General features: G+C 37.7%; 25 protein-coding genes. 5 read left to right on the top strand and 20 right to left on the bottom strand.

Features of this window, described 5'->3' with window-relative positions:
- Window positions 1-163 precede the first annotated feature (163 nt).
- Window positions 164-769 (top strand): rhomboid family intramembrane serine protease, encoded by a 606-nt coding sequence (locus tag IHV10_RS21470; protein ID WP_197134367.1) that lies wholly within the window; start codon window positions 164-166, stop codon window positions 767-769.
- 16 nt (window positions 770-785) lie between these two features.
- Here IHV10_RS21470 and IHV10_RS21465 read toward each other — a convergent pair whose 3' ends face one another.
- The 11 genes from IHV10_RS21465 to IHV10_RS21415 form a co-directional block, all read right to left on the bottom strand.
- Entirely contained in the window at window positions 786-1,556 is a 771-nt protein-coding gene (locus tag IHV10_RS21465; protein ID WP_197134365.1) for an STAS domain-containing protein, read from the bottom strand.
- Window positions 1,553-2,203 carry a cobalamin B12-binding domain-containing protein gene (locus IHV10_RS21460; RefSeq protein WP_197134363.1) on the bottom strand — a complete coding sequence of 217 codons (651 nt, stop codon included), beginning with the start codon at window positions 2,201-2,203 and terminating at the stop codon, window positions 1,553-1,555. The genes IHV10_RS21465 and IHV10_RS21460 overlap by 4 nt, the downstream gene beginning before the upstream one ends.
- Window positions 2,204-2,224: 21 nt before the next feature.
- Window positions 2,225-2,605 (bottom strand): hypothetical protein, encoded by a 381-nt coding sequence (locus IHV10_RS21455; RefSeq protein WP_197134361.1) that lies wholly within the window; start codon window positions 2,603-2,605, stop codon window positions 2,225-2,227.
- Window positions 2,602-2,907 carry an antibiotic biosynthesis monooxygenase family protein gene (locus tag IHV10_RS21450; RefSeq protein ID WP_144704740.1) on the bottom strand — a complete coding sequence of 102 codons (306 nt, stop codon included), beginning with the start codon at window positions 2,905-2,907 and terminating at the stop codon, window positions 2,602-2,604. The genes IHV10_RS21455 and IHV10_RS21450 overlap by 4 nt, the downstream gene beginning before the upstream one ends.
- Before the next feature lie 280 nt (window positions 2,908-3,187).
- Complete coding sequence (locus IHV10_RS21445) at window positions 3,188-3,670, bottom strand: DinB family protein (protein WP_197134360.1); 483 nt, start codon at window positions 3,668-3,670, stop codon at window positions 3,188-3,190.
- 52 nt (window positions 3,671-3,722) lie between these two features.
- Complete coding sequence (locus IHV10_RS21440) at window positions 3,723-4,826, bottom strand: HD-GYP domain-containing protein (RefSeq protein WP_197134358.1); 1,104 nt, start codon at window positions 4,824-4,826, stop codon at window positions 3,723-3,725.
- A gap of 146 nt (window positions 4,827-4,972) precedes the next feature.
- On the bottom strand, window positions 4,973-6,175 hold the full coding sequence (locus IHV10_RS21435; RefSeq protein WP_197134356.1) for a D-alanyl-D-alanine carboxypeptidase family protein: 1,203 nt from the start codon (window positions 6,173-6,175) through the stop codon (window positions 4,973-4,975).
- Window positions 6,176-6,361: 186 nt separating this feature from the next.
- Window positions 6,362-7,297: a magnesium transporter CorA family protein gene (locus IHV10_RS21430; RefSeq protein WP_197134354.1), complete on the bottom strand. Its 936-nt coding sequence runs from the start codon at window positions 7,295-7,297 to the stop codon at window positions 6,362-6,364.
- Between the two features lie 32 nt (window positions 7,298-7,329).
- Window positions 7,330-7,629 (bottom strand): hypothetical protein, encoded by a 300-nt coding sequence (locus IHV10_RS21425; RefSeq protein ID WP_197134352.1) that lies wholly within the window; start codon window positions 7,627-7,629, stop codon window positions 7,330-7,332.
- Between the two features lie 47 nt (window positions 7,630-7,676).
- Window positions 7,677-8,087: an NUDIX hydrolase gene (locus IHV10_RS21420; RefSeq protein WP_370629686.1), complete on the bottom strand. Its 411-nt coding sequence runs from the start codon at window positions 8,085-8,087 to the stop codon at window positions 7,677-7,679.
- A 99-nt stretch (window positions 8,088-8,186) separates the two neighbouring features.
- Window positions 8,187-9,089 (bottom strand): hypothetical protein, encoded by a 903-nt coding sequence (locus IHV10_RS21415; RefSeq protein WP_191755210.1) that lies wholly within the window; start codon window positions 9,087-9,089, stop codon window positions 8,187-8,189.
- A 224-nt stretch (window positions 9,090-9,313) separates the two neighbouring features.
- On the opposite strand from IHV10_RS21415, the gene IHV10_RS21410 reads away from it, so the two are divergent.
- Both IHV10_RS21410 and IHV10_RS21405 read left to right on the top strand, forming a co-directional pair.
- On the top strand, window positions 9,314-10,567 hold the full coding sequence (locus IHV10_RS21410) for a helix-turn-helix domain-containing protein (RefSeq protein WP_197134348.1): 1,254 nt from the start codon (window positions 9,314-9,316) through the stop codon (window positions 10,565-10,567).
- A gap of 15 nt (window positions 10,568-10,582) precedes the next feature.
- Window positions 10,583-10,795, top strand: coding sequence for a hypothetical protein (locus tag IHV10_RS21405; RefSeq protein ID WP_197134346.1), 213 nt, complete (start codon window positions 10,583-10,585; stop codon window positions 10,793-10,795).
- Between the two features lie 25 nt (window positions 10,796-10,820).
- On the opposite strand, the gene IHV10_RS21400 is transcribed toward IHV10_RS21405, so the two are convergent.
- The 4 genes from IHV10_RS21400 to IHV10_RS21385 are packed head-to-tail and all read right to left on the bottom strand — an operon-like array spanning window position 10,821 to window position 12,720.
- Complete coding sequence (locus IHV10_RS21400) at window positions 10,821-11,159, bottom strand: L,D-transpeptidase (protein WP_370568862.1); 339 nt, start codon at window positions 11,157-11,159, stop codon at window positions 10,821-10,823.
- A 44-nt stretch (window positions 11,160-11,203) separates the two neighbouring features.
- The gene (locus tag IHV10_RS21395; RefSeq protein WP_197134343.1) at window positions 11,204-11,701 is read right to left on the bottom strand and encodes a DNA-3-methyladenine glycosylase I; all 498 of its coding nucleotides are present in this window, start codon (window positions 11,699-11,701) and stop codon (window positions 11,204-11,206) included.
- A gap of 51 nt (window positions 11,702-11,752) precedes the next feature.
- Window positions 11,753-12,310, bottom strand: a complete 558-nt coding sequence (gene lepB, locus IHV10_RS21390; RefSeq protein WP_197134340.1) for a signal peptidase I — start codon at window positions 12,308-12,310, stop codon at window positions 11,753-11,755.
- Window positions 12,311-12,318: 8 nt separating this feature from the next.
- Complete coding sequence (locus IHV10_RS21385) at window positions 12,319-12,720, bottom strand: VOC family protein (protein WP_197134337.1); 402 nt, start codon at window positions 12,718-12,720, stop codon at window positions 12,319-12,321.
- A 113-nt stretch (window positions 12,721-12,833) separates the two neighbouring features.
- Here IHV10_RS21385 and IHV10_RS21380 point away from each other — a divergent pair, with 113 nt between their 5' ends.
- Window positions 12,834-14,669, top strand: coding sequence for an LTA synthase family protein (locus tag IHV10_RS21380; RefSeq protein WP_197134334.1), 1,836 nt, complete (start codon window positions 12,834-12,836; stop codon window positions 14,667-14,669).
- Between the two features lie 780 nt (window positions 14,670-15,449).
- Entirely contained in the window at window positions 15,450-16,196 is a 747-nt protein-coding gene (locus tag IHV10_RS21375) for a metallophosphoesterase family protein (protein ID WP_197134331.1), read from the top strand.
- A 58-nt stretch (window positions 16,197-16,254) separates the two neighbouring features.
- Here the strand turns inward: IHV10_RS21375 and IHV10_RS21370 are convergent, their stop codons facing one another.
- From IHV10_RS21370 to uvsE, 5 genes are all read right to left on the bottom strand, one after another.
- Window positions 16,255-16,710, bottom strand: a complete 456-nt coding sequence (locus IHV10_RS21370; RefSeq protein ID WP_197134328.1) for a VOC family protein — start codon at window positions 16,708-16,710, stop codon at window positions 16,255-16,257.
- A 37-nt stretch (window positions 16,711-16,747) separates the two neighbouring features.
- On the bottom strand, window positions 16,748-17,125 hold the full coding sequence (locus tag IHV10_RS21365; protein WP_197134326.1) for a VOC family protein: 378 nt from the start codon (window positions 17,123-17,125) through the stop codon (window positions 16,748-16,750).
- Window positions 17,126-17,136: 11 nt separating this feature from the next.
- Window positions 17,137-18,162 (bottom strand): S-adenosylmethionine:tRNA ribosyltransferase-isomerase, encoded by a 1,026-nt coding sequence (locus IHV10_RS21360; protein ID WP_197134323.1) that lies wholly within the window; start codon window positions 18,160-18,162, stop codon window positions 17,137-17,139.
- Window positions 18,162-18,887 carry an SDR family NAD(P)-dependent oxidoreductase gene (locus IHV10_RS21355; RefSeq protein WP_197134320.1) on the bottom strand — a complete coding sequence of 242 codons (726 nt, stop codon included), beginning with the start codon at window positions 18,885-18,887 and terminating at the stop codon, window positions 18,162-18,164. The genes IHV10_RS21360 and IHV10_RS21355 overlap by 1 nt, the downstream gene beginning before the upstream one ends.
- Window positions 18,888-19,048: 161 nt before the next feature.
- Window positions 19,049-20,014 (bottom strand): UV DNA damage repair endonuclease UvsE, encoded by a 966-nt coding sequence (gene uvsE, locus IHV10_RS21350; protein ID WP_197134316.1) that lies wholly within the window; start codon window positions 20,012-20,014, stop codon window positions 19,049-19,051.
- Between the last annotated feature and the right edge of the window lie 106 nt (window positions 20,015-20,120).

Raw genomic sequence — 20,120 nt, 5'->3', positions numbered from 1 at the left:
GATGAATAAATATGTTTAAATTTGGGCTGTTTTTAAAAGTTTGTTTTTCTTGCATGAAGATGATTTCGTTTCATGTGCTTCGCGTTCTTCTGCGGGGCAGGCTTTAACTCCACTCAACGAAAAAACAGCCTACACTTTATATAAAAAGGGTGATACTATTTCCATGTTTATAAGAGATGAAAGCTTTCAGACCTTTATCAGACGCTATCCTATTGTTACCTTTTTAGTTGCTGCACATATTATCGTGTTTCTTCTTATTAATTTTACCCCTTTTTCTACCTCTTTGTATCATTTTATGGTTGGATCTAACTATTACATTACCGCTGGAGAGTATTGGCGTTTATTTACCCCTATTGTTACACACGAAGCTGCAGGTCATCTGATCTTCAACTCGTTCTCACTTGTTTTGTTCGGTCCTGCACTTGAAGGAATCCTTGGAAAAGCACGATTTATTATCGGGTATGTAGGTGCTGGATTAATCGCAAATATTGCTACTCTACTGCTGCTTCCACTTTCTTACGCTCATATCGGTGCATCTGGAGCTATTTTCGGTTTGTTCGGCATTTATGTTTACATGCTATATAACCACCGTCAATATATTGATCAAGCCAACACACAGATTCTTCTCGTTGTATTGGGAATTAGCTTAGTCACCACGTTTATGAATGCACGGATTAACGTCATGGGTCACCTGTTCGGTTTAATCGGTGGGGCTGCTCTCGCTCCAATCATTTTCGCTTCCCTTCATCGTAAGAAAAAAAGATGGTAACACAAAAAGCACCTCATCACGTTTGAGGTGCTTTTCCTATTTGAAGATGCTCGATCAAGACATCTTTTAAAGAAGTTTCAAAATAGACAGGCCAATCCACATCCAAAGCGTTCAACTGCCTAGCATGTTTAGGCTTTACTCCAATGATTTTTACTGGTTTCCCATTCATGTATTGAAGCATGCGGAAAAGCTCGCTTAATTTTTGCACGCCACCCTCATCAATTTCTCCTGTTGCCGATAGATCGAAGAAAATCTCTTCAAATTGACCTTCGTACGCGGCTTTCAAAGCATTACCTGTTACGGTGATCATCTTGCTCTCATTCACATCACCAAACAAGGGAACAAACGCCATCTTTTCTGAGATCGGAATGAACGGTCCAGACAATTCATCAAGACGTTTCATTGCATCTTCTAACGCTTCTTTCTTTTCGAATAACTCAAAATCTGTAGAAGATAACCTGAGTCTAAGTTCTAAAAGTTTTTCTTCAAGCCCTTGGACGTGTTTCCCGATTGGAATAAAAACAATGTGCGCGAATTCGCCTTCCCAACAAATAGAGATGTCGCAAAGCAAGAACGGTTGATTTTTAGCTCTTATATTTGCTTCAAATGTCTTTTCGCCTTCAAACGGCATCATAAACTTCATTAGCTTGTTATGACTTTCTTCATCAAAACAATCCCGAATTGTTTCAGCCTGCAAATCCAACATTTCAATGGCTTTGGAGGATCGATCGTGAATAACTCCATGCTTATCTATCTTTACGTACGGTACAGGTAAGACACTGCTCATTTGTAGGCATTGATCCTCTCTTGGGTATATTCATCCAGCCATTTTTCTGCCTGTTTAAGGTTTTTTATAATGATTCCCTGATTATTTACATATGGTTCTAAATCGTATTTTTCTGTTAGTCGTCCGCCTACTAAGATAACAGGCTTATTCGGCAGCGCGGCTAACGACCGAACATAATTCTTTAACACAGGAAGATTGTATACGATGGAAACGGATAAGCCAATAACTTCTGGCTTCCATTGCAGAGCAGATTTCAAAGCATATTCCAGCGGCAAGCTTGCTCCATAGTATTTCGTTTCCCAGCCTTTTTCTTCAAAAATACTGTTGATCATTTTAATTCCAAGATAATGCTGTTCACCTTGCAAGCACAAAAACATGGCTTTCTTTTTACCCGGTGTTTCATCTGCTGATAATTGAAATAATCTGGAAAGAACAAAATCACAGACTCCCGTCGCTAAATGTTCATCAGCGACTGAAATCTCATTGTTTTCCCAGAGGTCTCCAATCATATACATTGCAGGAGTAAATAGGTCTCGAAACAAAACCATTCGATTTTGGTCAGGCTGCTGTTTAATAAAACGTAATGCCTCAACATGATTACCTTCTAAAAACAGACGAGCCAGTTTTTCAGCTTCTGAAATAGCCATGGATGGGACCTCTCCTTTAATTTAGTGTGATTCAACTTTACTACGCAAAACATCGTTTGCTTGTTTCAAATATCCGATATAAATACCGACACGGGTATTTTCTATTCTTTGCTTTTCCTGTTCTTCTAAAAGAACCTCTATAATTAAATCAAAATTGTCCATTAAAAGCTGTGTACTCATTCCAAACTTTTGCAGAATACCATCTAGCCAGATCGCATAATCCGTAAAGAATGCACTGTTATCAAGTTCGTATGCCGTTTCTAAGTGCTTAAAGTGATGGTGATTATCTTCGATGCACTTCACTCTCCCCTTGTCACCATATCTTTCGACAAGAGAAGGATCTTTTTGGTAAATTTTTTCTGTTATTCTTTCTACCATATCATTTATGTTAAATTCCGTCATTTGGCAACCACCTTATATTGCTTAACAGTGGGAATGACAGCTGCTAATTCTTGATCGGGATACTTCTTTTCTAAATCATGAATCTTCTTAAACTCCTCACTTCTTACCCATTTTAAATAAGCTTCCTTAGACGTAAATATGAGTTGAACGGTCAGCTCACCTGCGCGCTTATCGTTCTGAAGCAACAAGAAGTCAACAAAGCCATCGGCATTATCTACTGATCTAGAACGGTTCTTATATATATTTATTACTTCGTCTGCTTTTTCGTTTGGAACATCAAACGTAGAGAAAACGGTATACATGGAAACATCACCTCTTGGATGTATTTAAACGACACAAAATGTTTATCTCATAAAAGATTCAATAAAGACTATATTTTTCCTGCTAGCTATTTTAACTAGGAACACCTTTTAAATTTGAACCACTCATATTACAGGAAATATGCAAAGAAGTCGAATTTAAGTAAAAATGCACAAGGAGAATTAGGCCCTAAAACAGTAATTATTTTTCAAACTTCTGAACATAGAAAAAAGGATAGAACCCACTCGATTATGAGCTGGTTCTATCCTTTGGTTTTTTACTTTAGTAAAGATCAAACATATTTACATCGTGATTGGTCTGTTTTAAATAAGTAAACAACTGACCACGATGATGATAGCTATGAGTGACAATTTCCACCAGCCATTTTGCCTGAGTAGCACCCTTCTCAGCATAAAAGGCCTTCGTTTCTTTCTTCAAAAAATCGTCTTCGGAAAGAGATAGGAAATATGACTTCGCCAGATGATAACCTTCTTCTAATACATGAGTTAATTCAGTAACATTTTCTGCAGATAACTTCTTTTCAAGCTGCCGAATGTCTTGCTCTGATTTTTCCTGTAAAATCGCTAAATCAATATGAGGAATCTGAACCAAATGATTAGCTAATTCTAAAAAAGAGCGCATGTTATCAACAGGGCGAAAATTGTAAACAGAAGGATCTGCTTTTTTTAATAATTGATTGGTCGTTCGAACCACAACATACAATTCTTCGAGTAATGTTTCTGTTAAGGAAGCCGTTGCATTCATATCTTCTTTCCTCCTGCTATGTAAAATAACTACTCGTATTAACTTCTTCGTCTCAAGCGTTTTTTCCTCCGTTTAATCCAGAAGCTATCTCATTATGTGCGGAGTTGCTCATCAAAATATTCTCAGAGTGGTCTTCACAGATCAAAAGCATATCGTAATAAGCCCGCATAAAGACTTCCACGATAAATGGATCGTACATTTTTCCTGATTGATTCTCGATCTCTTTCTTTGCTTCCCAAGGCGTCATACCTTTACGGTACGCACGGTTACTCGTCATCGCGTCAAAAGAATCAGCAACGGCTAAGATACGAGAATAGATCGGTATATCCTTCCCTTTTAAACGGTGTGGATAGCCTTGACCATCGTATCTTTCATGATGATGAAGAATTCCTGTTAAAACACGGTCCGAGTATCCAAAAGATTTTGCTAGCATCATCCCATCAACAGGGTGCTTTTTCATAATTTCGTACTCTTCTTGTGTTAATTTTCCTTTCTTCAAAAGCACGGCATCTGGCGTTGAAATCTTTCCGATATCATGAATGAGAGCTGTCAACTCAAGCTCTTGCCATTCTACATTTTTAAATTGACCATGTTTGGCAAGAATCATGGCATAAAGCGCTACTCTTTTTGAATGACCTTGAGTATAAACATCTTTCGCTTCAACAGCTAACGAGAATGCTTTTACACCTTGCTGAATCGCTTCTTTTTCTGCAACGGACTGATAAACGATTCGTTGAGCCATGAACAGAAGTGAACAAAAAATTACATAGATCGAAATAAACGCCAGATAGTCTTTCAGTGGTTCGTTCGATAACAAGAGATATGAACTCAATCCACCTATACTTGAAACATAATATAGCCTCTTATCATTTAAAAGTAGCGCAGATACAGGCAAAAAGAAGTATGCGGCCTGCACGATCGGATATGTAACGAAAAAGTAGGAAATCGAAACGACATATATACTGCACAAAATAAAAGCCAATTTTGTGTATGGTTCTTGTATGCGGTTGACTCCCCAAGCAGGAAGAAACCCGATTAAAAATAAGAATAGAAATGGATAGAAATTATCGATTGGTTCTATAAAAAAATGATGGAGAGCCTGAATGAAGGCACTCCCCACAATAAATAGCTGTGCTAGCTTAATATTACGTATCATGAATGAAACTCCAATTGTCGAATTTTGTAATTTAATGTAATTATATACTATAAAAGCTTTTTATCCTATAGTTTGTTCGTATTTAAAACATGTTTGCTTCATCATGTCTATTTTTATGCAAGCAAAAAAACCGCCAAACGACGGTTTTATTTTACGTAACTGCGAGCAACTTGTCTCATTTTTTTATGTTTATGTTTTTGGCTTCTCATTCTTAATATAACTAGAAATGCGAGTAATAGCAGTAATCCACTGTATAAGAAAATTCCGGTCTTTACAACAGATTGCATAAACGTTGAATCTACTTCCTCGACAGATTTGTTATCGATCGTCGCCGTAGCTTCTTTTTCTCTCTCTTTAAACAAGGTATGCGTGAGTAGAACATTTCCGTTAGAATCTTTCAGTTGAAGCTCTCCATCTGAACTCACTTCCTGAACCGGTTCTTCTCCTTTTGGCAAAGTAACGGACAGGTCCTCTTTCAGCGGATACGTTTCTCCGTTTAACGCTTCAATCTTTGTACCACTAGTCAGAGTTTGTCTTTCGAAGTTTGCAAATCCATAATCACCAAGCGCCATCGTATCCCAATAAGCCGCTCGACTCGTAGGAGCTTTTAGTGTAACGATGATAACGTCTAGGTTATCGCGTGAAACAGCTGTAACTAAAGTGTGCTTGGATTCATCAACATAGCCGTTCTTAACACCAATCGTACCCGGATAATCCCATAAAAGCTGATGGTGATTCCTTAACGTGGTTTCCCAGCCTTCTCCGACCCAAGGCAATTCTTTTGTGGATACGATCTCTCGGAATTCTTCATTCTTCATTGCGTATTGCGTAATCTTCGCCATATCTTCGGCTGTTGTATAATGTTCCTCATCAAAAAGTCCGTTTGGATTAACAAAATGAGTGTTTTCTGCTCCCACTTTTTTCGCAAATGCGTTCATTTGGTCAGCGAATGAATCGACATCCCCTGCCAAGTATTCTGCAATCGCAACAGCTGCATCATTACCCGAGTTGATCAGAAGGCCTTGAACAAGTTTTTTCAAAGGTACTTGTTCGTCTTCCATCAAATAGACACGCGTCCCCTCAGCTCTCACAGCATCACTGCTCACGACAACAGAATCATCCAACTTGCCTGATTCTATAGCCAGAATCCCTGTAATGATTTTCGTAATACTTGCTGGATACATTTGTTCTGAGCTATTTTTTTGATATAAAATATCCCCTGTTTTCGCATCGATCATTACAGCGCTTTCGCTTTTAATTTCTGGTGTGTTCTCCCCCGTTGCTTGTACAAACTGCGTATTTACAAGCATAATCAGTGAAAAAACAAGAATTAGGCTAAGTTTTTTCATTTATTTCCGCTCCCGTTAGTCATTTAATCTTCATATCTCTTCGTTGTTTGTTTCGTTTCTTTTATGGTTGAAATCAAAATGAAATCTAGTAATATTCGCCATAAAAAAACAGGCGTTTTATCAATTGATACCGTTCGACAAAATCCGCCTGTTTCCTTTTATATATCGTTCATATCTTTAGTTTATTTAGTCAAAATGTTTTCTACTTTTCTTTCCTTTTAATAAATCTCCTGTCCACCCCTTCATTCTTAGCCAGATATATATGCCTAATGTGGAGACAACGATTGAAATCATAGCGTAAAGGTAACCAAATTTCCAATCAAGTTCTGGCATATTCTTGAAGTTCATACCCCAGACTGCCCCTAGAACCATTCCAGGAGTGAAAATGACGGTAAAAACAGTTAATGTTTTCATTATTTCATTTCCTCGATGAGAAGAAAGAACTTCTTCAAGGTTTAACAAAGTATCGATGTCCTGTCTGTAATGAGAAAGAAGCGAAGTTGTTCGATCGATCCTAGTTTCAATTCGCTTATACGCTCGTGTTTCTGTAATGTCATCCAGAAATGCTTCCTTAATAGCCATCTGCGTTTCATGAACCGGAAGTGTTAAGTCACTCCAGTTAATAAGCTCGATTCGTCGATCATAGATGCTGTTCAATAGATTGGTATGATTGTTTCTTTGAACATCACGTTGCAGCTCCTTGAGCTTAATTTCCAGAGCGTCAATACCGTCCAAAAAGTGATTAATTAATTCACCCAGTAATATTAAAAAACCTTCCACAGGTGTCTTTTCTTCCAGAATCATATGATCACAAGAATCACGGTGATCCCCTTGGATACTTGAAAGGTCTAAGCCCACTGTTATTAAGGATTTGGGACGTATATAAAAATGAAAAACTTTAAAATCAGATTGATTCTCCGGATCCTGTTTATACGTAAGTGATCCACGAACAATTTGATCACCGTCACTGTCTCTTTCAATCCTTAAATAGTTGACCTTATCTTCTTTAATGTTACGCAGCCAATTTTTACAGCCTTTCGTATCTGCGATCAAGTCATGAATTGTTTCTTCATGACACACATGACGATGCCACTTCCAACTATAAACACTTGTTTCTTCCATAGAATGATCCATCCTTTATATAATGATCGCTTTTAGATAACGTTATATTCTTTAGCGCCTTGTTTTCTTAACCAGTTTAGTGAGAATTGCATGATATCAGGATGACTCTGCAAATTTTTATTCTTTGAATAAATCCAGATATAACCCTTCTTTTCGGTTTCCTGTACCTTTAACAATGCAATGGCTAATATTTCATGTTCTTCTACTATCACAACGCTTGTATCATCACGATCCTCTAAATATTGAGAAAGTTTCTTCTGATATTCTGGAGCGTCACTACACCATTCCAACAAACGGTTAAGGTCTTCCTTTTCTGCGAATATCGGTTTCACTGTCATCCTCCTCCATTAGAGTTCCCTTATAAAAATGTGAACAAACACTATATTATTTCTTTAGTTGGTGCCAGATAGCTTTGTAAAAGTTCTCGGTCTTCTGGAAAGGTTAAGGTAAGCGTCTCTAACTCTTTCAAGGATACCCACCTTATATCGTGTATTAAACCATCTGGATCTTGAATGACCGAAGAACCGCTCACTAGATCTGTTAAAAAATAGTGAACGTTAAAATGGATGCTTTGAGAGATTCCTTCTTTAATATGTAGCTTTCTAACAATTTTTACGTCATAACCCGTTTCTTCCCACACTTCACGAATGCCGCATTCCTCAAGACTCTCGTTGCCTTCTCTACCTCCAGAAGGAACACTCCACGTCTTCTCCTCATCTGCTGCTCCTTGTAAAACCATCAATAGCTTTCCATCATTCACACAAATACAACTTGCACCTTCCCACTTCATAGCCATTCCCCCTTATACAGCTATTTTCTGGACATGAAAAAAAGTCCTGCGCTTGAATGCCAGGACTTTTCTACAATTATATGACGTTAAATTACTAAACTATATGACTTTAGTTTGTTCAGCTACTTTTTGAGTGTTCACAATGCAACATTTGCAATGATCCCACGTGTATAGCGTCTTGCTGTTTTGTTCTAACAAAGACAGAGAATCATCCGTACATTCGACGATCTTCGAATGTGGAATATCATGCTCCTTTTGTTCACCTGTCTTCATATCGATGTATACGATTCGCTCACTCTTTCCCGTTGCAAGATCCAATTCGTAGACTAAAAGTTGATCATCTACTTGATATAGGGCACGTGGGGAAATGGATAGCTTGTATTCTGTAACCACTTTATCTTTGTCATTCAACACCATGATCTTCTTTGGGTCCCCGTTTAGAACGGGAGCACCTGAAACGTATACAAGATCTTCATGACATAAAATATCAGTAGGTGCCATGTTACTTCCTAGATTTATACGCTTTTTCTTCCCGTTGCGGATGATGTAAAGAACCGCTTGATCTTCTTCAACAATATAGGAAGAAATGTAGAGAACATCTTGGTTCATCTCTACTTCCCATAGGAAGCCATTCACTTTCCACTCTTTTACTAACTCAGGGCCATCTTTAGAAAAGATTAAGACTGAGCCTTTTGAACCATCACCTTCACAAGCGACTACAACACTTGATTCGAATTCATAAAAGTTGGGTTGTCCTTTAATAACTTGAGATTTCAAGCAGCCGTTTTTATGGTCAAAGATGAAGAGCTTGTGGTCCCTTGACTGATCATCTACCTTCTTGGAGAACCAGTAATTCTTCTGTTTGTCCATGAATACTTCGGAGTAGGCAAAAGCGCCTTCCTCATTTCTTACTATACTTCCGGCCACTTCAGGATCACGTGAGACATACAGCGATTGATTCTTCTCTGCAGTTCGTGATGATAATTGATACATTTTAGCCATAGTACTCTCTCCCTTCAAATTTGACGCCGGCTCGGTGCTGACATAGGATTTATGTAAATCGTTCTTTTCAAAATTATCAATTTCTAGCAAAAACTTTGTATTTTCTGTTATATTTATCTTATCAGACATTCCATTTATTCTGTATTGGGAAAAATGGTAGGATAGATACTTGTTTAGTGAGGGTTCTGCATGACAATTTTCCCAAGTTCTGAAAGGGGGATTTTATGGTCGGTCAACGAATAAGATATTATAGAAAAACCAAAGGCCTAACCCAGGAAGAGCTGGCACAGGGAATTTGCTCTGTCTCATACTTGAGTAAAATTGAGAAAGGGGACGCCAAATCAAGCGAAGAAGTCATTAATCTGCTTTGCGAACGTCTAGGTATTTCGCCGGAGGAAGTGGACGAAAGTAAGATCCTTGAGATGTTAAATGAGTGGAATATGATGATGGTTAATCGGCAGTTTGAGGAAGCACGAATTTTCAGGACATCTCTTATTGACAAATTGGAAGGTGTTAGTGAACCGAATTTATTACTTAGGTATCAATTATTTAATGCTAGACATTATATTGTTTGTGACAATCCCGATGCTGAGGCAGCAAAAGAAGAATTGGATAGAGTATCTGAGCTGTTAACTCAATTGCCAAATGATTTGAAATTTTACTATTATACATTCACCGGAATGTATTACAATTTTATTAAGATGTATCAAAGTGCACTTGACTATTTTTATAAAGCTGACAAACAATTTACCCAAACATCAAATATAATAGATATAGAAGCAGCGATAGTATATTACTTTATGGGGCTCACACATAATCATTTGCTTCGTATTAGCAGTGTAGCGAATTATGCATATAAAGCGATTGCAATATTTGATAGAGAATATTGTTATTCTAGGAGTGCTGACTGTCAAATTCTATTAGGACTAAGTTATCGTAGAGCCAGAAACTACGATAAAGCTAATTATCACTTAAATTTAGCATTAAAATACTCTACTCTTTTTAAAGATGATGCTACAAGTGGTATCATTTACCATAACTTAGGTTATGTCGCATCATGCCAAAAGAATCATAACAAGGCTATAAAATTCCTCGAGAAGAGTATGATTTATAAAGAAAGTCAATCTGTTCAACACTCAGCAAATACAATATATCTTCTAGCTTCGGAATACTTTGAATTAGGTAACATTAAACAAGCTAAGATATTAATTACTAAAGGATTAACAAAAGTTACCGAAGTAGATGAAGTATACTATCATCTGAGAATACTGGAGTATAAAGTTAACGTATCAGATGACTCTGAATTACAGCTTTTTTTAAGTAAATCTGCAATACCATTTTTTGAAAAAAAGGGTATACTAGAATACGAGGCTTTGTACTCAGAATTGCTAGCTGATATTTACTTTGACCAAGGTCTATATAAAAAGTCTAGTCTGTATTATCGAATAGCTAACAATGCTAGAAAAAATATCTTTTAAATAGGAGGTTTAACAATGAAAAGTATTAAGAAATTTTTAATATCTAGTATCCTTATACTTTCCCTTGTAATACCAATTAAGATAGCTTTAGTAGAAAATAACCCTCCAGGTACTTCTCCATCTGTAGCTGTAGAGAATAACCCACCAAGTAATAGTCCTAGTTTATTAACTTTATCATTAGTTAAGTTTACTCTTATGAAGGTCGAAAATAATCCACCAGGTACTTAAAAAAATAACCCATTAGGGTTATTTTTTATGCCCTTATAACCACCTTCGTCCCAATTGGCACGATCTGCGATAATTCCAAAACATGATTATTATGCATCCGCACACATCCTTTGGATACGTTTTTGCCGATGGATGATGGTGTATCTGTGCCATGTATGCCGTAGTGAGGACGTGAGAGCCCCATCCACATGACTCCATACGGTCCTCCTGGGTTAGGTGCTTTATTAATTATCGTATAGGTTCCTGTAGGTGTAGGTGTCAGGATTTTGCCCACACCTATCGGGTAGCGTTTGATTACTTTCCCATCTTTTACGAGGGCTAGTCTTTTTCTTGTTGTTGAAATATAGATCTCATAAGGCATCATCATACCTCCCGCTTTAGCTTATGCAGGACAACTATGAAATGACTCTATTTGGTTACCATGAAGCATTGCTCACTATGGGAGGCTTGTATCCTCCCTGTAGCTTCTAAAAAGCTTTCTGCCGTTGTTAAGCCAACGTGCTTAAAGGTTTTTCTCAACACTTTTTGTTTTTCTGCTGTTTCATGTGGCAATTGTTTTAAAAACTCTTCAAAACTGCCAAACTCTTTTATTAGTGCATGAACTCTCTTCGCGTTTTCAATCGTTGCTTGGATTTTTTTTCTATGCCTAACGATCCCAGCATCATTTAGTAGTGCTTCAATCTCTTTCTCCCCAAACTGCATGACCTTTTCTACCTCAAACTGCGCAAAGGCTTGCCTGAAGTTCTCTCTTTTGTGAAGAATGGTCTTCCAGCTTAAGCCAGATTGAAACAGCTCTAGTGTTAAGCATTCGAATAAGGCATTGTCTCCAACCACATACTGACCCCATTCGTTATCATGATACTGTTGCAGCATCTCGCTTTCTTCACTCCACTTGCATCGGTTCATCTCACATACTCCTTTTATAAAAATAAAAAGCGCAGCCTGGCTGCACTTTTGTTATTGGGTTGCACGCATTTCTGAAAAAGGGTAGATGACGACTTCAGAACGACCTTCGATTGCTTTCGTTTCGATCAAACCTAGCCCGTTTCGTGAATCCATACTATTAAGACGGTTGTCGCCCATTACGAAAACTTTCCCTTTTGGGACTTTCAGTGGACCAAAATCCTCCGTTAGGTACACCCCTAAGCTTTTCGCTTCTGATTTATTTTCTTGAAGATAAGACTCTTTCACTTTTTTATTATTTACATAAAGGCTGTCACTCTTCATTTGAATAACGTCACCTTCTAAACCTATCACTCGTTTTACGTACCGCTTATCGTCACCTTTAATGATAACAATATCGCCTTTTTGGGGCTCAGAAAACGCATAAACAATTTTATTAACATACAGCTTTTCTTGATCGTGAAGAGTAGGTGACATAGATGCACCTTCTACCATATATGGAGCAAAGAAATAGGCTTTTGTGATAAATACAAAGACTAAAGCAAATCCAATCGCCTTTAACCAGCTAACCCATTCACTTTTTTGCTTTGTTTCTTTTTCTTGTTCTATCATATCTTTATTCACCTCGGCGCAACGATTTCAATTTTTAATCGATCTGGATCTTCAAAGAATAAAGCATAATGATTTTCTCCACCTGCATAAGGAAACTTGTCCTCATATAAAAAGGAAATATTTTTCTTCTTCAATTGTACACGAAGGTGCTCTATTTGCGCACGTGATTTAGCCCAAAAGGCCAGGTGATTAAGTCCTGAACGCTTTCGGTGAAAAGGGATGTCCATATACATTTCTTCTGTTTGTACAAAAACAAGATAAGACGATTCTATCTTGTAGCTAAAACCATTTTCCCATTCCTGAAATAGAGAAAAACCTAACTCTGGCATCAGCCATTCATAAAACTCACTCGTTTTCCTCAGATTCTTCACATTAATTTCGATATGATGGAAGCCTTGTAGTGGTGTCATCGTTTCTCCTATTTCTTTCTGTACTTAAAAAAAGGTCCTCTATCACTTTTAATCTTTCGAGAAATAGCCTACAATGGTAAAGATTTCCGTTTCACTACAGGAGGGTTATACATATGAATCCTAAAACAAAACACGCAGCAATCTTCCTGGCTATTTCTTTGCTTTGGTTGAAAACCTATATTGTTTATAAAGTTTCATTTACGCTGCCTATCGATCATTTCCTGCAAGAAATTTTATTATTTTTAAATCCGCTCAGTTTTCTCGTACTCTATTTTTGTTTAGCTAACCTTGCTTCACCTGGTAAAAGAAGTCGAATCATTCTATGGCTGTCCTTCATTTATAGTTTTATCTTGTATGCGAACGTCGTCTATTATCGATTCTTTACGGACTTCCTTACGATCCCGGTACTGTTTCAAACCAAGAATGTTGGAGATATCGGAAACAGTGTTTATGAACTGGTCTATGTAACAGACATCTTCTTTTTTGTTGATTTGTTTCTATTAGCATATCTATTAAAGCAGACAAGATGGAAGGCTGATCATCTATTAAAACCTGTAGATCGCAGAAGAATATTTTTATGTGGTGTGGCTGTATTTGCCGTTCATTTGATCCTTGCAGAAATTAACCGACCACAGCTTTTAACCCGTACATTTGACAGAGAAATACTTGTGAAGAGCTTAGGAACGTTCAATTATCATCTGTACGACATCATGCTTCAATCGAAGTCTTCTATGCAAAAAGCACTAGCGAGCAACATGGATGCAGAGGAGATTCTCTCAAATGTGAAAAAAGAAACAGCTAACGACCCCGAGCTCTATGGAATTGCAAAAGGGAAAAACGTAATCATGGTATCCCTAGAATCCACCCAAAATTTTGTACTAAACTACAAAATAAACGGTAAAGAAGTTACTCCCTTTTTAAATGAACTTGCTGAATCTAGCTATTATTTTAATAACTTCTATCATCAAACAGGACAGGGAAAGACATCTGATTCTGAGTTTTTAATCGATAATTCCCTATATCCACTGCCAAGAGGTGCTGTTTTCCAAACACACCCATTAAATGAATACAACGCAATGCCTGAGATTTTAAAATCAAGTGGCTATTATTCAGCTGTTTTTCACGGCAATAATAAAAGCTTTTGGAACCGAGACGTTATCTATAAAACGATGGGCTATGACAAGTTTTATAGTGAAGAATATTATCATGTAACGGACGATAACTCGATTAACTATGGACTTAAAGATATACCTTTCTTTAAACAATCCATGCCGTATTTAAAGAAGCTGCCTCAGCCCTTTTATGCCCGATTTATTACCCTAACCAATCATCATCCATATTTAATTCATGAAAAAGAACAGTGGATTGAGCCTTATCCTGTAGATGATGGAACGGTTAGCCGCTATTTTACAACCGTTCGCTACGCGGACGAAGCACTGCGCCAGTTTTTTGAAGAACTGAAGAGCTCTGGATTATATGAGAATTCAGTCGTTGTCGTATATGGGGACCATTATGGAATATCAGAACGGCATCAAGAAGCGATGGCAGATGTGTTGAGCAAAGCAACACTTACTGCTTACAATCAAGTGGAACTGCAGCAAGTACCCTTATTCATTCACGTTCCAGGGAAAAAAGGGAAGCAGTTAGATACAGTTGGCGGACAGATTGATCTCAAACCTACTCTATTACACTTGCTTGGAATTGAGTCGAAGGATGACGTTCATTTTGGAACCGATCTTTTCTCAAAAGATCATCATGAACTAACCGTGCTCCGTAACGGCTCCTTCATTACAGACAACTATATTTATACAAATGAGACTTGTTATGTAAAACCATTTGGAGCACCAGTAGAAGAAGATAAGTGCAAGTCATACATTGAGCAGGCAAAAGAGGAACTTGATCAGTCAGATCGAATCATATATGGTGATCTGCTGCGATTCTTAAAATAAATATAGCCCCTTGTGAGGGGCTATATTTTTTAGTGTCTATCAAGATTCATTTAAAACCTTCTTTTACTTCTTTTGATATGCTAATTATGGAGTTAAGACCTAGGATTAAACACGAAATAAAAAATATGTTACTCCACTCACCTATGAAGATTAAGTAAAAGATGCTTAACAAAGCAGCTAAAATAATAATACAATCTAAAATAAAGGCAAACTTCACTCTCATTTTCTTAACCCCCTAAGTCTTTTTATAAGGCTGTTTTCGAAAACTTTGTTGCTTTTGGAAGTGTTGATTTCTGTTCCAGGCTGCTCGTTTCCACGGGGCAGACGCTGAGCCACATTCGTACGTTTCACTCTTAAGTGTCTCAGCTGTCCGCCTGTCCCGTAGGAGTCTCGCACCTTCCACTCCAATCAATAGCAAAGGTGACAAGGAGTTAAAAGCAACAAACAATTAATAAAGTGCTTTTTGCAAGAAGCAGCTTAAACTAGTATAAAAAATTGGTGAGGGCAATATTTTTCTTTCATACAAATCCTATCTATCTACGTCTTAAATATTTTTAAATAACCTCAAAGCAGAACCAACAGCTACGATTAGGAATGTTAAGAAATAAATACTCTTCCACTCATCTATGTAGATAAAGTACAACATACTTAATAGGGCAATAAGAAATAAGACTAATTCAAAAATAAAACCTAACTTCTTTCTCAATTCCTTAACCTCCTGGTCTTTTTGCAAGAATAAGCTTATTTCATTATAAAAGATAATTTGTTGAAGGTGGAAATATGTTGAAACCTCTTTTTGCTTATTTTACAGATATTCACGGTAATTTAGATGCTCTTCAAGCTGTTATTGATGACGCTACAAGATTGGGAATCTCTCGTTTTATTAGTGGCGGTGACATGATTGGGATCGGTCCGTTTACAAACGAGGTGCTTGAACGGTTATGTAACTTGCCATCTATTAAGATGGTTACGGGAAATCATGATGAATCGATTTTGGCGTTAAAATATGGTCTGCCTCACCCTAAGAGTCACTGGCATGCGAAACAACATCATCAATGGATTGCCGACCAGCTAACGGATACTTATGCTCATATTTTAAGCACTCTTCCCCGAGAACTAATATTTGAGGAAGAAGGTTTTCGTTTTCTCATCACACACTATCCTTATAAACATGGAAAAAAGGAATCTCCAATATCTGAAGATCCCTTTATGCCGATTGTAAGTAAACCTGATTCTTTAGCTATGAAAGAGCTCTTTAAAGGCTTATTCACCTATGATTTTATAGGATTTGGTCATCATCATATCCTTCACGACTTTAAGGTAAATCAAACGCATTTAGTGAATCCTGGTGCACTAGGATGTAATAAGGTTGCCGAAGCGCGTTATGCCATCGTCTATATCGCAGATGAAAAGGAACTTAAGATTGAATTTAAATCTGTAGCGTACGACCAAACAAATCTGTTTAAGACTTATAGAGAACTTGAAGTTCCAGATGGTCCATTTTTAATGAGAGCTTTTCATAGTTAGGAGGTAGCTCTTTTTTTGCGACTCATTTTATACTGTGCTTCTTTGTAGTTGAAATCATTTATTTGGTTAGATTCCATTCATCTAATGTCATCATATTAAATTCTTCTTTAACATCCAATCTTAAAGGAGCCATTAATTCGATGCTATTTCCATCTGGATCTTTAAAATAAATGGCTGCGTGAGCTTGTGGGTTATTTGGTAATACTAAAGGTTGTTTTTCAGGTGAAAATCCAAAATTAGTAGAGACTTCTATAGCCCTTTCTTCTAACCACCTCTTTATATTTAACATATCATCTCTATCAATCTGAAAAGCGATATGTCTTAACGATGGGTGATAGGGTGTTTTAACCTTGTCTGTTTCCCATAACCCTAACCAACTTCTTCCTTTCTCAATCCAGAAAAAAACTAAATTTTCTTGTTGATACGCGATTTCTAAATCTAGTTTCTTATAAAAATCTATGGACGTTTTAAGATTACTTACCGGTAAATGTGCTTCGTAAAGTCCTTTAATCATTTGATTACTCCTGTTATCTTATTCTATATATTATTTTCTAATTTTCTTTGGGATGAAGTACTAGAGGGTTGGTAGTTTGTATAAATTCAATCTCTTCTCCGTCTGGACCTTCATAAAAAACAGTTCTCCAACCGTTAGGAAGGTCATACGGTCCTTCTGTTAGAAAGATTTCCTCCTGAGATAGTTCTTTGATTTTCTCCGTTACAGAGATCACACTAAATGCGATATGACTGCATGTAGCATAATTTCCTGACTTAGGCATCAATTCAAGCTGAAATCCTTCCCCTATTAAAAAACCTAGCTCTGTATCGTTCCACATGAAACTTTCTTTCTTTTCGATAGGTAGAATCTTTTCATAGAATTCACTAGACTTTTTCATATCACTTACGTAGAGACCGATATGATGCAGCATCATGATTTTCTCACTTACAGAATTAGATTCATATCGCCAAACTCGTGCCAGAGATATCGCTTTTGAATCGCATCATTGTAAGCTTTATATAACTTGGATCGGTCTACGAATGCAGAAAGCAATTGCAGATGACTCGCCTCCGGTTCATGCATCCCTGTAATTAATCCATCACATACGGCCAGTTTCGTATTTTCAGTAATATATAGATTCGTCCATCCACAAGCTGCCTGGACCCTTCCGTTTTGTTCCGCGACTGTCTCTAGCGTTCTTACAACTGTTGTACCAACTGCTATGACGCGACCTCCATTGTTTTTCGTTTCAGAAATAAGGTCTGCCGTTTCATTCGGGATATGATAGTTTTCGAAGTTTTTATCTGGTCCTTTATGCCACTTATCATCCAGCAAATAACTTAATCCCGTATGAAGCGTAATATAAGCGATCTTAACGCCTTTTTTCTGAAGTCGAAACAGAAGCTCCCAACTGAACGCCCTTCCAGCAGAAGGCATCTCTACAGACCCTGGAATGGTTGCGAAAACCGTTTGATAGTAATCTAGATTCCAAGGCTTCTGGATGTATTCGTACCTGACGGGTTCTCCTAAATCATAGATTTGGTTGAACAGCGAAGAGCAGCATAGATTAAAGGCTAATGATACAAAAGGTGTGTCTTCTGACTGTTCGATAATAGCAGCCGTTAATGTTGGAGAAAAACGGATGATATCACCCTCTTTTACAGTTCCGCTAACGGGAAGTGCTTCCCATATTGATTCATTCTTCCTGTGAGCCAGTCGGATCTCTACCTCAGAGCCATCAGCTTCTTTTCGACTCTTTAAAACTGCTGGAACTGTTCGGCTCGCGTTAAGTACGAGCAGATCACCTTTTTTCAAATAACGGTCCAGTTGGTAGAATTGTGTATGATCTGTCTTTCCTGTGTTTTTGTCGAGCACCATCATTTTCACATAATCTCTGCGTAATCCTCTTCGTTCTGGTGGTTCTATTGCATTTAGTTCATCTGGAACCTCAAACTTCATCGCTGTTTCCATTAAAACTCACTCCCCTCAAGCTGAAACATCTGTGCTTCAAATCGCTTGCCGGTAATGAGGGAAGAGGCATCTGATGCTAAGTATCCAAAAACAGCCGTCAGATCTTCAGGCTTTGCAAGCTCATAATCACAATCAGGTACAGCACGTGCATGCATGTCTGTATCCATCTCACCAGGATCAACCATGTTCACACGTACACCAGATTCACTAACTTCGTCTGCCCATGTTTCGGTCAACCCTTCAAGTGCAAATTTTGAGATTCCATATGCCCCCCAACCTGCATAACCAGTTGCTCCCGCTTCTGATGTAATATTAATGATGCTTCCCTGTTGTTTTTGCAGCATGATCGGTAACACTCTTCTTGTTACTAAAAATGGTCCGATTGTATTTACGCGAAGAACTTCTTCAAAATCCTGTTCTGGATAATCAAGTAAATAAGGAATTGGGCTAGGACCTATGATGGATGCATTGTTAATTAAAACATCTATTACTCCAAAGTGCTCTTCTGCCAGAGCTACGAATCGTTCTACATCTTTTGACTTCGACATATCTGCTTCTATCGCTAGAACGTCTGCTCCAAGCTTAATCGCTTCACTCTTCACACTTTGAAGGGCATCTTCGTTTCTTGCGCATATCGCCAAATTATAACCTTCCCGGGCAAAATATAGAGAAAGCGCTTTACCTAAACCTTTTGAAGCTCCTGTTATCATGATTACTTTTTTCATTTCGTGTTCCTCCTGAATTTATATTTTATACTTTTTATATATTTATGTTTACTAAGTATTTTTATTATAGTGACACTTCTTTTCATTCGTCAACGATTTAATTTACAAATTTTTCGACAAATTTCCCGGAAAATAAAAAAACCTCTGCCGTAGCAGAGGTTTTACTTTAGCCGAAACGATGCTCCATCTATGATTTCAACATCGTTTCTTTCTTTTATTTCCCTCATAAGCTGAAAAAGGGCTAAATCTTTTTTCTTGGATTCAATCATACAGTCTATTTCTTCCACACTGCCTTTTACTTCTTTCAAAAAATCAAAAAACATATTCACATCCACATAGTCAGCATGATTCCTAAATTGCTTCTCGCTCTTTGGACTCGAGATATGCATCTTCAATGGCAACGGTGATGCTTTCCAAGACTCTACTACGCGTGGCCAATGCTGTATCCAGTTCTCGTCATGATGGTATGCAAGGTGATGGTGATAATCGAACACGAGGGGAATCTGCAGCTTTTCACATAGGTATAGTGCATCCGCCATTGTAAAAGATGTATCGTCGTTCTCTAGCATGATCATTCTTTGAATCGATAACGGAACGCTTCCCCAATTCTGCACGAAGCGTTCAAGTGCTACATCGGTTTCTTTATAGTTACCACCTACATGCATCACACAACGATGCTCTGTATCGATTCCCATGCTTTTAAGTATTTTGTAGTGAAGCTGTAGCGTCTTTAGAGAATTTTTAAGAATCTCTTTTTTCGGAGAATTGATCAGTACAAAATGGTCCGGGTGAAAATCTAGCCTCATATTATGTTGTTTTGCATATTGTCCCATCTCATGGAGTGCATCACGTAAAGGAGTGATATAATCCCAGTCTAAGAGCTCACTATGATTGGCTAGCGGAATGATTCTAGAGGTCATTCGATAAAACCGTACATCGTTAGCCACGGCATGCTTTAACACTCGTAGCGTATTGGTTATATTGGCTAGCGATATGCGCTCAAGTTTCCTCAACCCTGCTTCTCTATTCTGCAGCTGGCTGAATTGTTTATAGGTCATCGTTTTGGACGGAGAAGCATTTTTTAACTCCATGCTCATCGCCACAAAACCAAGCTTAATTATAGTCATCTGTCACACCTCTTTTTCATCACTAACAGTATGACCCTATTGCTTTTGTTTTTATCCAATATGATGAATAGAATAAGAACGCATATAAAAAAACTGCCCTCAACAT

The sequence above is a fragment of the Fictibacillus sp. 5RED26 genome, from assembly GCF_015903895.1.
In the GTDB taxonomy this organism is placed as follows: domain Bacteria; phylum Bacillota; class Bacilli; order Bacillales; family Fictibacillaceae; genus Fictibacillus; species Fictibacillus phosphorivorans.
This window is presented reverse-complemented; position numbering and strand designations above follow the sequence as displayed.